At 46.9% G+C, this 14152-nt stretch carries 7 protein-coding genes and 1 pseudogene; 4 read left to right on the forward strand and 4 right to left on the reverse strand.

Annotated features, from left to right (window positions below; all coding sequences use genetic code 11):
• Window positions 1-414 precede the first annotated feature (414 nt).
• The 4 genes from I8U27_RS05440 to I8U27_RS05455 are packed head-to-tail and all read right to left on the reverse strand — an operon-like array spanning window position 415 to window position 11468.
• Window positions 415-4341 (reverse strand): helicase-related protein, encoded by a 3927-nt coding sequence (locus I8U27_RS05440; RefSeq protein WP_181754666.1) that lies wholly within the window; start codon window positions 4339-4341, stop codon window positions 415-417.
• Between the two features lie 35 nt (window positions 4342-4376).
• Window positions 4377-7592, reverse strand: a complete 3216-nt coding sequence (locus tag I8U27_RS05445; protein WP_181754668.1) for a DUF1156 domain-containing protein — start codon at window positions 7590-7592, stop codon at window positions 4377-4379.
• A gap of 19 nt (window positions 7593-7611) precedes the next feature.
• Window positions 7612-8223 (reverse strand): DUF7680 family protein, encoded by a 612-nt coding sequence (locus I8U27_RS05450; protein ID WP_181754671.1) that lies wholly within the window; start codon window positions 8221-8223, stop codon window positions 7612-7614.
• A gap of 14 nt (window positions 8224-8237) precedes the next feature.
• Entirely contained in the window at window positions 8238-11468 is a 3231-nt protein-coding gene (locus I8U27_RS05455; protein WP_181754673.1) for an ATP-binding protein, read from the reverse strand.
• A gap of 914 nt (window positions 11469-12382) precedes the next feature.
• Here I8U27_RS05455 and I8U27_RS20915 point away from each other — a divergent pair.
• The 4 genes and pseudogenes from I8U27_RS20915 to I8U27_RS20520 form a co-directional block, all read left to right on the forward strand.
• Window positions 12383-12505: a hypothetical protein gene (locus I8U27_RS20915; RefSeq protein ID WP_258567811.1), complete on the forward strand. Its 123-nt coding sequence runs from the start codon at window positions 12383-12385 to the stop codon at window positions 12503-12505.
• 355 nt (window positions 12506-12860) lie between these two features.
• Entirely contained in the window at window positions 12861-13463 is a 603-nt protein-coding gene (locus I8U27_RS21270) for a transposase (protein ID WP_374057948.1), read from the forward strand.
• A complete protein-coding gene (locus tag I8U27_RS20920; protein WP_258567812.1) occupies window positions 13366-13638 on the forward strand; it encodes a transposase in 273 nt (90 codons plus the stop codon). The genes I8U27_RS21270 and I8U27_RS20920 overlap by 98 nt, the downstream gene beginning before the upstream one ends.
• A 292-nt stretch (window positions 13639-13930) precedes the next feature.
• Window positions 13931-14152 (forward strand): annotated as a pseudogene (locus tag I8U27_RS20520) (hypothetical protein); the annotation flags it as partial.

A 14152-nucleotide genomic window follows, 5' to 3' on the forward strand; every position in this document is an offset into this window, starting at 1 on the left:
CTGCATTTTTCGGCTTTCCCATCTCAACAGAAAACATCAATTAACTTAGCATTTGTTGATTCTTTGATAAATACGGTCTTTTTAAGGAGCTATATAGAGATGTCCAAAAAAAAAGCGCCATATCAGCGCTTTTGACGTTTTGGTGGAGCATAGCGGGGTCGAACGCTGACCTCTACACTACCAGACTCGGGCCATATGTTAATAAGGGGGAACCACCAACAATAATTTTCAATTGTTTCGCTAATATGGATCAATCACAAGTAACCAATGAAAACACAGTTCGTTAGAAGTTTTGTTAGAAACTTGTTAGAAGGTCAATTACATCTACGGCGGAAACGCTAGCTTCATCAGCGTAGTGTAAGTACCATTAGCGCATATCGTTTGAAAGCATATGTAGTCATTATAAAAACGCCGTTAAACAATCGAGTCTATTCGATTTTTAGCTTCTCGTTTCAAGCTGGTTATAATACTTTTTAACTTGATATCTTTTTCTTGCCTCTTCATTCGATCCACCATGCGTTTAATAGAATCCACTGACGTCAGACAGAAAAGAGGAGGTACCAAAACCGTGACCTTATTGCTAGATTTGGGAACATTGAACGGGAACAGCACTTCATCCTTTACTTGACGCAGCACATCCCCTGGCATATCAGCGATATGGATTCCCTCTTTGCGTTCTTCAACCAAAGCAACCACATCGCGAAGGACTGAGCCGAACCGTACCTTGCTTCCCGCGATTTTTGCCCTTTCTTCCAACAGATGATGGCCAGTCAAGAAATTCATCATTTCTTGAATCATTGCGGCACGAAGGTTTTCTTCCTCAATTCGTTTCACCGCCGCAGCAAACCCGAACTCTTCGACCGCTTGAAGGTACAATTGCCGGCGAAGAGGTTCGATTTCAGACTCGGAAAGAGTCTCTCCTTCGGCAAGACGAATTTCTGTAAAATCATTCCACTTTTTGATAAACCTCACTTCGCGACTTCCATCTTCCCTAGTGCATAGAACCGCATACCCAACTATCTCTGCATGGTGAAGATCAGGGATGGCTACTGAGATTCTCCTGACGCAACCGGGAAGCTCAATCTCCTCTGTTTTACGAAGGATCGCATCGAAATACGGGTCACCATATGAAGCAAAATGCACACGGGTTTTGCCATCAGGGAGACCCGTCTCATAGAGTTCTCTCGATACCGTTAATACGGCTCCATCAGGAACTCCATCCACATTATTGATCTCAAAGATGAGGTTATTTTCATCAAGGATCTTACATCCCAATTCCTGAAGATATCGGGATTCCGTTAACGTTGACCAAATGGACTGAAGATTGATCGGAGCTTGCCAACGCTGATGGAACCCGTTCATATTTTTGTAGATCTCATACAGGTCTTTTGGATTGATCTCCATATAGGCCAAATGTTTACGTTGCTCTTCAATCCGCTCTCTAACACGGGATTCCAGTTCTTCAGGTGTCAACGTTCCTTGAGCCAGTTCCTGAAAATCCTGTAGATCTACCGGAAGCAAGGAAAGTTGCTGTGTACCCACGATTAGGTTGGCATCCTTCAATCGCTGAAGCAGTCGGCCATAAACGATGGACTCCACACTGTCTACATAGCACAGATTCAGTACTTGGACCACTTCGTGCTTCTGCCCAATCCGATCGATCCGGCCGATCCGCTGTTCGATCTTCATCGGATTCCATCCTAGATCATAGTTAATGAGTAAATCGGCGGTCTGAAGGTTCAATCCTTCGGCTGCGGCATCCGTGCAGACAAGGACATCGATCTCAACGCGCAAGAATCGTTCCTTTACCTCTTCCCGCTCCGTAATCACCCATTTTTGGGCTTGCGAATTATAATAACCCGCGCCCTGTCCAGAATATGTCCCGATTCGCATTTCAGCATCAGCTCTTTGCAAACGCTGAACGATATCTACCAGCGTATCGTAGAATCTGGTGAAAATAACTGTTTGGCGAATTCTTCTCGTATAACGGTCCCTACGGTTATCCAGCTCCCTAAGTAAGAACAGCATCTTGGAAGATTGACCGTGTAACTCTTCCATGTCTTCGAGCATTTTTTTGAGCCGTTCTTGCTCCCAGCGCAGGTCAGCAGGCGTCCGATTTTTCAATAATTTTCCAGTGATCCCCAGGTCTTCCTCGTCTTCATCGTCAAAGACAAGATCTTCCGTTCCACTCTCATCGTATTCCTCTCCATTGGATTTGTACTGATGCCGAAGCGTCTCTTCCACTCTCTTGAGACGCCGCTCGATTGTTTTCTGAAATGCATATAAGCTCGAAGCAAATCGAAGTCGCAGGAAGCTGAGCAGGAAACTGATCATCTGCTTGTTCTCTTCTCGGGAGCCGACCTGTTCCACCAGACCTTTGCAGTACTCTTCCAACTGATCATAGATCTTCCGCTCCAGCGCATTAAAACGGATTTGAGGAAGGTCACGGATTTGCCTCTTTGCTAGGGTTTGTTGCAGTTCACCATTTTCCCGATAAATCTCAAGCAATTGACGTGTATGTCGGAGCATCACCCGGGACAGTGGTGAGGCACTGAAGATTATCCGGGACATCAGTTGTTGGTTTCTGGTACCACGTGGAATCCTACTAAATTCCAACCACTGGCGAGCATCGCTTCGAATCCGACCGCTTATAACCACATCGGATAAAAACTCCCAATATTTATGATCCTGACGCTGGATTCCCAAAATGGATTGTCGTAGGAAATCCCAATCAGTAGAACCAATTTCCACTCCTTGTAGCAATCTGCCAAGAATTTCGTAATATTTCATGGTTAATGTAGGGTCGTACTGAAATGCTCCCACCCGATTAGTCAAGGCAATCAAATCGCTGACCTCTACTGGGTGAATCTGCATTGGTGTAGCGGTGGCCAGCCATAAACTGCGCGTCCGTTCACCTAAGTGATCCCGGATCGTCGTATAAAGATGGCCGAACTGGGGATGGGCCTCTGCTCCTTTGGAAGGGTTTTTCCGCCGGGCCATATGGGCCTCATCCACCAAAACGATGTCAAATTCTTCAGCCATTTCCAGTTGCTCGATCCTCTCCCGCCGCGACATAAGGCCGGTTGACACAATGACGAGATTCGGCTCATAAAACGAACCAGAAGTGAAGTCCTCCTCAACAGGCAAGATATAGTGATGCCGTATTCCCGGTGTCATCACCCGGCCAAAAGACAACAATAATTTGGAGGCAAGCTGACGCTGCCATTGGGTGGTTAAACTTGCAGGGGCAGCGATTAAAATCCGTTTGGCCCATCCCGCCAAATGCAAACAACGAATGGCCAGTCCCGCTTCGATCGTTTTACCTAAACCCACCTCATCACACAGCAGATAAGAATACGGCCAGTTCTCCACTAATCGACGCACAACCATGATCTGATGGGGCCACGGTTCAACCGGTGCCGTTTCCAACCCAACATAACGCCCACCCGGCATTTTGGGTGCATCCCGTAACACGGCGAACTTCAGCCGCTCAAGCGCGGAAGGAATTCCATCCGGCTGAACCTTTTCCGCTTTTGTCGAGGGCTCGGGAATCTGGCTGGTTCCGTCGGTTTCCAGCGGCCTTTTCACGTCTTGAGCAAACCGAACCAGCCGGCGTCGAACCGCTTCCGGAAGAGTCAGCACGCGTATATGACGAACTTTCCCTTCCCAGAGAGTTTCAAATGATTCAGCCGCTTCATCGACTCTTTTCCGATCCGTTTCTCCCCACCAGTCACAATGGATATCAATATTCTCCGCATTCAGATGTAGTGCGGTTTTGGACTCATTGAGCGATCCGGCTCCATACATCCGGTTCCCATATTCGTCGGTAAACACAAACCACTTCTCGTGAACATAACCATCTTCCATCGAATCAAAGGAAATCGGCTCTCCGGTATCTTTGTGCAGCCGAAAAGCCACCCGAACTTCCAGATATCCTTTCTCCACCATCCAGGCCAACAATGTCACACCGTTACGAACACCTTCCGGCCAAGAGTCCGCCTGTTCCAATTCTTCAGTCAGCTTTTCCGAAAGTCTTTTTGCATCTCCTTGTAAGATCGCTTTTACATCGTTCGGTTCCAGATTAGCACCAACGATCAGGCGCATTTTTCCACCTCGATTGGCAAAGGCGGAAAATCCTTGGGAAGCTGCTGCCAGAGAAGTGGACCGGAAATACCCGGCCACGCGGTCATAGCGAACCGCGCGGTTGAGTGCCGGAATGTAAAAGTCATGTAACATATTGACTGGCCTGTCTCCGATCATGGTGGAGGAGGTCTTGTAAGAGAGAAGCCACTCGCGTGATCTCAGTCCTTGGTTGTTCCTACTCTCTCTTATCTCGGTCATGATGTTCCTCCTATCTATGATCCGCCGGTGATTCTTTATCTCAAGCCAAACAGGATAGCTTCTCCTTCCCGCCGAAGCTCTTCCTCTGTCATCTCCGCTGTCCAGACGGCCAAAAGGTCCAACACGGTCTGCCCTTTCTCCTTCGCATGTTGTGCCAAGTATGCACGAGCGACTGGAACATCACCTTCCCGATAGGCAAGAATCAGGCCATGCAGCAGATCCCACTCTGTCTGGGGATTGCCCAAACGCTTCGGATGACGCTCTTCCGGTTTTACCAATCGCAATTTGGAACCTTTGCGTACCAATGGCGCATGGAAGCCTCTATCTTCCGCATCTGTACCACGGATGCTGCGGCCCCTGCTGGCGTCGTTGATTCCAACCATCCGATTCTGAACACTGTATCCTGCCGGACGCATCTCCAGCGCGATGTTCAACGAGCGTGACAAGTTCAATGCCTCGTCATAAGGGAATTCATTAAGCCCAAAAATGCCGTAGAGCGTTAACGACATCGCCACTTCCGGGTTCAGGTCTTCTACCTTGAGACGCCCGCGCGTCAGGCGGCTAATCTGGTGCTCTGCCACGACGGCACTGGCCTCGTTCATTGCCCGGATCGGGGTGACAAGTTCATCTCCGTCCAATACCGGCCAATGCTCTGACAGCACCTGCAGCGCCCGTCCGTAACACGCCACCATCTCATCCACGGGATTGAGCTTCAGCGGCTCAAACTCTTTCAGTCCTTCGCGAACAGCCGTACGAATGCGCTGCGCCACACCGGTGCCGCCAAATCCGGTCCAGGTCGCCGGCATTTGGTTGTCCTGCTCCCTTTTGCGACAGGTGAGGAAAATAGAGCTGGCGGCAGCGGCCATCCCTTTTTGGTGCGTGGACTCACCTGCTTCTGATTCCACCGGCATCGACGAGGTAATTGTCCACCCCTGTTCAATCAAGGAACGTGTCAACGCTTCCCACGCCTCTTGTGTTTTATGGGTGAACATGATCGTCAAGATGCCCTCATCTTTCAGTACACGGCGACACTCGGCGAAGATTTCCCCCATCAGTTCTTCATAACGTTGAGCGGCATTTGCATTGGAACCATCCCGGGCCGGATTGGCCACGGCTTCATCCGTTTTGTTGGTCAGCCGTCGCTCGAATAAATCAGGGTAAAGGTCCGATAAAGTCCGCTTCTGCCAGACATAGAAATAGTCGGACATCTCGGCATACTGGACATTGTTGTAATAAGGAGGATCCACACAGATCAAATCTACGGAACGAGCTGGCACTCCGGTATGTGCCGCCGTACCATAGAGAATCGTAACAGGCGGGGGCGCTCCTTGTAATTTCTCATGAAGCGGAGACACCAGTTCCGCTATTCCCTGATAAGCATCTAAAACCTGTGATAAAGCCCAAGCCGGACCAGAATAAGGTCCTGTATAGATCATCTCCCCAAAGGTCCACTTAAGGGAATAGTCATGACGGCCAAATGTATTAACCAATACACCACGTCCGTAATGCCAACGCGTCTGTTTACTGTTGTAATCCACCAATTTATCAATCACAAATTGCAGATAGGTGACAACCACCTTGCCTCTCTCCTGACCCAGTTCTTCGATTATCTGTGGCTTAAGACGGTTCAATTCCTCAACCAAAGTCAGTTGCCCCAACAGCTGCCGTGGCGTAAACATATCGCACCAACGATTCATTCCATAGTTTATTGGACGCATATCATTTCCTTGTGGAAACCTTTCGGTCGGAATCAATCCCTCCTGATCCCATTCATCCCAGCGTTGTTTCAGTTGAAACTCGGCTTCTTCCAAAGCCTTCAGATCCTGCTCATTGGGTGCACGGAAGAACGTGATTTTCTCTGTCTTGATTTCCCCAGCTTTTGCACCGCTTTTATACCGTTGGGGTTGTCCGTCCTTGTCCAGTTTAGGCTGATAGCGTACTGCCACGACACAGTACAGCCGATCCTTCCATGTTCCACGCGGAGACTCCCCACGTGCCTGTGCTTTGATTTCTTCCGATGGAATTGCCTGGCGGCAGTGAATGCAAAGCCCAACTCCTTTGTTTACGGTAGCAAAATCAGGATTCTCTCCATTCGGACCTTTCTTTCCTTGGAGACGGTAAGGTTCAAATTTTACTGTCCCCCCTTTTTTCTTGCCATCCGTAACAATACGAACTGTCCATTTCTCTCCCTCTTTGGATAGCCAAGAGGTATTTAGGAGAGGAGCTTCTCCTTCACAATGTGGACAGGTGACTTGGCGTGCAAATAAATAGGTGGTCGTCTCTTCCAGATCATATTGTGATACAAGTTCAGGAAATTGCGTCAAATGAGCTCTCAAAAACATTCGTTCGGTTTCTGGCAAAGGAAATACACGCGGGAATACCTCATTCAACCGATTATCCAAAGCTGAAATCAGTTTTTGACCCCAATTTTCAATTTCCATTTTGAGATTTTTCCCGAAGCGAGCAGGATAATCCAACGTAGCGTATTGGATAACCGTTGCAACAGGATTCAAATCATTAGCAATTGCCCGGTATCCAAGCCTTAACGCTTCAAAGGGAATAGAACCGCCTCCCGCAGTAGGATCCATTACAGTAATATTTGAATCGCCCCACTCAGGTTGACGGGTATATGCCCTCGAATATCCATACATATTAGGAACACGGACTCCAATATTTTTAGCAATCTCCATCAACTCTTTGAACCAGGCCGGGTCCGCTGCTACTCTTTTAACTCTCAGCCTGGTACCCTCTACCGGAAAGGGTTCCGGGAGCGGTTGACTCAGAGTTTGCCATTTTTGAATTGCAGAGTAATCCTGCACATGAGGGAACTGATCTACAATCTGAGCGATCAATTTCCTATGTTCAGCCCTTGTCGCTTTTTCTCGCTGAAGTGCTCGATAAACAACCGCATCTAAATCCAATGTTTCTTGACCAAATTCATCTCTCGCTACACGTTCTATTAATTTATCATCAAGTATCCACGGCACACCATTCACGATCGCTTGCACCTTTTCTATCCCAAGTTGGCGCAGGAACCAGTCCGGATTTGTTCCGGCCGGCAACAGTGATCCCAAGATTGCCGCCCGACTGGGAGTCAAAGGCCGTCTTGCCCACCAGACATGAAGAAAATAGAGTGGCGGAAGCGCCGAACTAGCTCCTCTCTCTCGCTGAGTCTCCGCCCCCACCTGGTGACAGGGAAAACCCGCTTCAATGAATCGGACTTCCGCTCTTGTTTGGTTCTGAGTTGTCATTTTCTCCTCTCCCATTTCTCTATTTACGTAGCTTAGTCAACATGTGCTGAATCTCTTCGTCTCCCGGCTGTCCGCCCAGCATGATTCTCATACCGGCCAGTGCCCAGCGGCTGGCGGCCTCACCGTACTGAGTTGCACGAGTAAACCAGTAGACCGCCTCTTCCCTGCTGAATCGCTCCACTCGCCAGGCCATCAGTTCAACGCGGTCCAGGTCGGCGACCCTCTCCTGCAATTTGAAAATGAGCGCCAGCTTGGCTCCAGATTCTTCATCCAGAGGCAAGTTGCCGCGGTATTGAATTCGGTCTTTGTTAAAAAATCGCTGAAGTTCCAAGGGAATTCCTGCAACATCATTTACCCTGCTGAGAATCTTTCTGAGAGCTGGCAAACAGCGGCGCAGGGGCTGACCATACAGCAGCCCCTGGTCTTTAAGCATCGATTTGCCTTCAGCCTGTTCACCCCCATAAGGACTGTCACCTGTGTAAATCCGTTTCTTAATAACCAAAACAGGAGCTGGTTTGTCCTTGTACTCCGTCAGTCGGAGAACCCAAGGAGCATGATCCAACTCCGGGAGGATACGGTGCTGAAAGTCCCGTTCCAGTTCCCAGTCCTGTGCAGTGATTTGATTGACCATAACGACTACCTCACCTACTTTTTATTCAACTCCTTCACAAAGGGGCAATCTTCGGCCGGATCCGCGATATCGAGTTCAACCTCTGCTTGCTCCCCATTTTTAACAATTCCATCAAGTACTTCAAACCATTCTCCCAGTGACTTAATGGTTTGCGGGGATGCATCCTCCAACTGAATTCTCAACGCTCCACCCGCTGGCATCCTGAAATACAGATCCAGAAAATCGATCTTTGTTTTGCCGCCTTTGTTATAGAGACTACCCATCCGTCGAAGAAGAGGCAATACTTTTTCGAGAGCTTCATTCCCTTGAATATGGATGCGGTTGGATCGATCATCATCAATCCAGCCGTTTTCCTTTGCCTTGGCTTTGGTGACCAAAACATCATGGGACAGCGGGACATATTGAAATGCTTTTGAACCCGAGATCAGGTCGGGCTTATTCCAAGTATCCCCCTTATTCTGGCAGGCATAGAGCTTAGAAGCTTTTAATAAGGAAACAACGGTGTCATCCAGCTCTTTGCGCGTCACTTCTCCTACGTTTTGCTGAACGATCTCTTCAATCTGCTGAACACTTACGCTTCCTTCCTTATTTACTACTTCATAAATATGTTGCTTCAACACCTCCGGATCAACCTTCCGCTCATCAAACCACCCCCGCCGTTTAGCGCCTTGAAGAGTGATGAGCGCATATGAGGCCGACATCAGGTTTACACCCATTGGTACATCATTTTTCTCGTGATAAAATTCGTCTGGTCGTGATTGATCAGGAGAGTCCATACGAAATACACACCAGACTCCTTTTTGTACTCCACCGCGAATCAGTTGTTCCAAAATCCCCTCATTGGCGAGCACTGGCCAACTGCGGATACAAGCAAAAGAATGTTTTAGCTCTTCCACAGTGACTGTGTCCCCACGTTCAAAAAACAATTTGCTGAGGTTGATAAGGTCGGACCGGTTGTTGTTTTGCTCGGTAAGTAACTCTCCGGCTTCGATGAGTGCCGCCCGAATCAGTTCGATGAAGGAAGCCCCGCTTTCCCCGCCGGTTGTTTTGAATTCCTTACGGACAATATGCCCGGCTGTAGACGGATAATACAGGCTGGTATAGATGTCCGAAACAGCGGTCATGAGCGCATGCTCCCGCTCTGCCTTCCGGTTGCTGAAGCCACTCTCTTCCAACCGCTTCGGATTAACTCCGAAGTTTTGCGGCTTCTTTGTCAGATCCTGCATCGCCAGAACTTGCCGGGCAATGGCCTCCAATCGGTGACGAACATCCTGCGACTTGGCTCCCTGTCCCGGCAACAATTCCAGACTGGGGTTGGTCTCCCCGATCTTGACCGTTTCAGGAACTAGCAAGAAGATCAGATTTTGTTGCATACGCGGTTGGTTTGATCCCTTCATCGTCACCATGGCTTCAATATCGATCGTTTCCACTGTGGGCGACACAATTCCAAGAATCGGCTTTCCTTTTTCATCCGGCAGATGGTCCGGTTGGGAAACGTCATGTTCGACATGGAACAATCCGCTTTTGTCAGCCTTGATAATCCTCCGTGCCATATCTTCAAGCAAGCCTTTCACTTGCGAATGAGTCACTCCATTACGAATGCGCGCCAAGATGCTGTTAATCGTAGGTTCGTCGCTGGCGTAGTATTTTCCTTGTTCAAAGCGGAGATAGTAGGCACTTTCGGTGATCTCCTCCAAGGCGGTGCGGACCTGGGGCGGCGTCATGCCGGGGAACGAGACACTGAACAATGCCTCCGATTCCGTAATCCCAAAAATCTTGGACGAAATCCCTTCATCCCTGCCCACTAGGCTATGCAGAAATACGGTTTTCCAAGTGTACTCGAACAGCGGATGCCCCTCTGGATGAGGATTATTCCGATCTGCTCGCTCTGCGTTGCTGAGTCCTCCGTCCAACGATTCGGTGTCCACGCTGCCAATATCGGCATTAAGCACTAGTAAAAGATCGGAACTCCCCGTCCGCCCAAGAACCTCATTAACAACCCGTTCGGTCCGGAGGTCCAGATGACAGGTATGAATCATGGGAACATCAATCTGCTTTTTCCACAAACTCCGTACGACGAGAGACAAAACGCGAAGCACTCCCCGCGTTCCTTGGAAGTTTTCGGCCTCGGCCAATTTTCTGTTCAGAAAATCTACTAAAGTGGGATGGAACGGGTAATTGGCCAACATTCGATCGCGGAATCGCTCACTGGCGGCCTCATCCGGAAGCAGATTACTGTTTCGGCGATACATCTCCATATACTCTTCTGCAGTTTCTCTTGCTGCCGATCGATTTACGGAGACAAACAGCCGTTTCGCCAAAACGGAAGAAATTTCGGTTGCCTGCACAGGTGTTACCTGAACCGCATCCCGAGCCACCACGCTGGTGATATCCTTGATTGCCTTTTCGCTGATTCCCACCGCATCATCTTCGGTGATTTCTTCTCCGCGAACAGCTGTGATCAATTCGGCTAAACGTTCGGTTTGTTTGGCAAATGCGTCCGTCGAACTGGCAAGTGTCAAAACAATGGCGATCCCTGGGTGATTTCGGACATAACCATGCAGTGTCATTAAAAATGCTGCCAATTGGCTCGCACCATCCGGACGTGCAGCTTCCAGACGCGCGGCATATTGAGCCAACTCATCCAGCATGAGAAGAACTTTTCTTCCGCCAAATACCTTATCAAAATAGGTGCGGCCTGGCGCGGCATAAGAAGCGGCCTCTTCTTCTACTTCTTTGTAAAGAGACTCACCACCGATTTGATATGCGATCTCCCCCCAGAGTGTATAAGGAATGAGATCTTTTCCTTTTGACTTATGTACCGGGATTTCATCCCCTGCAACACCAACGACGGATACGGAACCCGGTTCGGGCAGAAGATTCGGATTGAGAATCTCTCCAATCTGTTCTCCCAATTTCTTGCCCTGATAAGCAATGTGAGTACAAGCGATCAAGGTATGGGTTTTTCCCCCACCAAATGCCGTTTCCAGACGGTGAATAGCTGGAATGGTCATATCCCCTGAAATCCGGCTGAAAACTTCCGTTAAGGTGGTTTTCAGCCCCTGCGTGGGATAGGTTGCTTCCTCAAAAAACTGTTGTGCATTGGTATAAATATTGTCAATGGAGCTACGTCCTGTTCTGTAGAAGTCAATAATAGGACTAAGTGAGGCAGTAAATACTTCTGGATTAAATGTTCCCGCTAGGATCTCTGAGCGCGGTTGACATGTCTGTAAAACGGAAATCATAATATACGCCCCCTTGTTTATATGTATTTAAAATATGACTACTGTTCAATCGAAACCCATAAAGCATTTCAAGAAACTTGTATAAAAATATGTATCCAACCTTGGATAAATAGAGTTATTCGTAAAGGAGCTGTATTTTTTGGTATCATAAATAACGTTCAATATAGATCTAAACTTTTTCCTTACATACATCTTTCCTCCAGTTTTTTAATTCCGGTCTACTATTGATAAAATTCTCTTCTATCTCAGTTAGGATAATGTTATGAAATGCTACAACCTCTCTATATACTAGTTCACTCGCTAACGTATAGTTTATCATCCTTAGTCAAGTTGCTACACCTCAAAAGTTCTTCTAAGCAAAGGTTAGTTTGTTTTAGTTCAGCCACCCTTGGAATCTATACAATATCACCAAAACTTGTGCAGCCTAGCACTACTACATTTAATTCTTTTGAAAAACTTCTATTATATTTTGGTAGACTTCGCATTTCGTACCCCCTATTAAGCTATATAGATTGATTAATCACAGATCTAGTATTAAGTCCCTCCAAATATATACTTTTTCCATATCTCTTGTCCCAAAACCAAACTCACAACGAAAAATAATACTTCTTAATCATCTCCGGCCATCACCCGCAACGCTCTTTCAAAAACTCCTCATAATCCTCTAATTCCATCGTAAAAATAGACTCCGGAATACAATTCATCTTCAAATTTTTCTGCAAAGCCTCCATCACATTAATCCCGCCATATTTTACGCTTCCCCGTTAAATTGGGCAGTGTGAAAATACGCATGGGGTGCCTTGTCTCCGATCCTTTATGTTGATCTCCGACTGCATGTATACGTAGTTGGCGATTTGGTTGTATTTTCTTTTGGACAGCCCGTTCTTTTTCAAGTAGTTTTTAGAGAATACATGGTGGATATCACATTTGTGGGCAATCAGGTCGGCAATTGTGATGTCGGTGGACAGGAAGCCTTTGTCTCCCTGTTTGACTTATGCCGCCAAAAACACGTGAAAGTATGGGCTGTTTGTGCTTGAGGTGCCCCCAGTAGTGAAATCCGTCTTTATCTTAACGTTCTCCCATAATCTTGCAAAAACATGATATTGACACAGGCGTGTTGATTAGCCATCAATAGGAAGAAAAAAGGAAAAGACACCTCTTTGTTTAAAGGTTAAGTTGCCACAAAACCAGAAAAGAGGTGTCTTTATGAAACAAGTTAACACTCTTTTCCGATCTTTACAATCATTTATTTGCAGGAAAGAGATTTCTGAAATACTAGAAATGGTAGATTATCGAAACCCAGCGCGAAAGTTTACAGTTCAGGAATTGTTGAAGTATTGGATCGCTTCCTCCATAGAAAAATGGAGTGGTTTTCGGGATAGCGAGGACAAAATGAAATCACATACGGATCTCGTAGCAGTAGATTATTCCACGCTTTCGAAGAAAGCGTCAGAAGTTCCTTATTCGTTCTTCAAAGAACTCTTTCATCTTTTTCTGGGCAAATGTAATCGAAGCACCCTTCGAAAACTGGATTTACCTATCCTCGCCACTGATTCGACTACGATGACAGTAGGAGTCGGAAGGCTCCCATGGGCTTACTATCGGGATGAAAAAGCAGGTGTCAAATTGCATGTTTCCTTCGATGTGACTAGCTTGCTTCCAAAACAAGTGGAAGAATCAGTTGCGTTGCAACATGATTCCGAAGTCGCTTCCCAATTGCTAACGGGATCTACCGCCATTTTTATTTGTGATCGCGGATATTCCAAGTATGAACGAATGGATTCACTTCAAGAGGAGAACCATTTTTTTGTGATTCGCTTAAAGAAAAATACAGTGATTTCAAGAAACACAATCCCTTCCTTCTATCGATTCCCATTCAAATATCGTAGGCGATGTAATGGCTTATGTCGGAACGGATTCTGTGAAGACGAAGAACCGCTTTCGAATTGTGAGTTTTGTAGATTTAGAAGGGAACATCATTCACGTAGCTACTAATTTACCAGTGAAGCTAGAAGTCATTGCCGACCTGTATCGGGCTCGTTGGCAACTGGAGCTGTTTTTTCGTTGGATTAAACAGCATCTAAATGTAACTCGGTTGTTCGGAACCACTCCAAACGCTGTCTATGGCCAGCTTTATGCGGTTTTACTTGCTTATGCTCTCGTTCAGTGATTGTATCTCCACACCCGCCCAGCCTACTGTTCGATCTCTAGAATCGATTTTTTCCGAAAGCTTTGGTTAAGGGAACTTCCAGCTGAATGGCTCCAAACGATCTATGAATTTCTACAAGCATGTAGCCGGTATTTTTATCCTTAATTTTGGTAAATCAACACGCCTGATATTGACAATAAGACAATGACCTTATAGAGGTTGTTGTATTAATCGTCATAAATAGAAAAATCCGCCAATTTGTGGTTAAAATGAAAGCGCAACCCATCATCAAAACCACGGAGGCGGATTTATTATGAGTTTACCACGACTTTCACCAAGAAACCATCCGCTTTATCAAATTTTTCATTGTATTGATAATTTGATGATGCGTTTTGTGGATCGTTTGCCGCGACGCGGCAAACCCAAGAGATTTAGCGATGCAGAAATCCTGAAATGTCTTGTATACCAAGTGTTTTATCGTATTCGTAGTTTTCGGGAATTAGAGTGGAAACTAACTCAAGATTATTGGGCAAGA

The sequence above is a fragment of the Paenactinomyces guangxiensis genome (assembly GCF_016055185.1).
Lineage (GTDB): Bacteria > Bacillota > Bacilli > Thermoactinomycetales > Thermoactinomycetaceae > Paenactinomyces > Paenactinomyces guangxiensis.

Bases quoted from the DNA above. Each gene is read 5' to 3' on its own strand.
- I8U27_RS05455 (WP_181754673.1), bottom strand. From the start codon at position 11,468: ATGATTTCCGTTTTACAGACATGTCAACCGCGCTCAGAGATCCTAGCG.
- I8U27_RS05445 (WP_181754668.1), bottom strand. From the start codon at position 7,592: ATGACAACTCAGAACCAAACAAGAGCGGAAGTCCGATTCATTGAAGCG.
- I8U27_RS21270 (WP_374057948.1), top strand. From the start codon at position 12,861: ATGAAATCACATACGGATCTCGTAGCAGTAGATTATTCCACGCTTTCG.
- I8U27_RS20920 (WP_258567812.1), top strand. From the start codon at position 13,366: ATGGCTTATGTCGGAACGGATTCTGTGAAGACGAAGAACCGCTTTCGA.
- I8U27_RS05450 (WP_181754671.1), bottom strand. From the start codon at position 8,223: ATGGTCAATCAAATCACTGCACAGGACTGGGAACTGGAACGGGACTTT.
- I8U27_RS05440 (WP_181754666.1), bottom strand. From the start codon at position 4,341: ATGACCGAGATAAGAGAGAGTAGGAACAACCAAGGACTGAGATCACGC.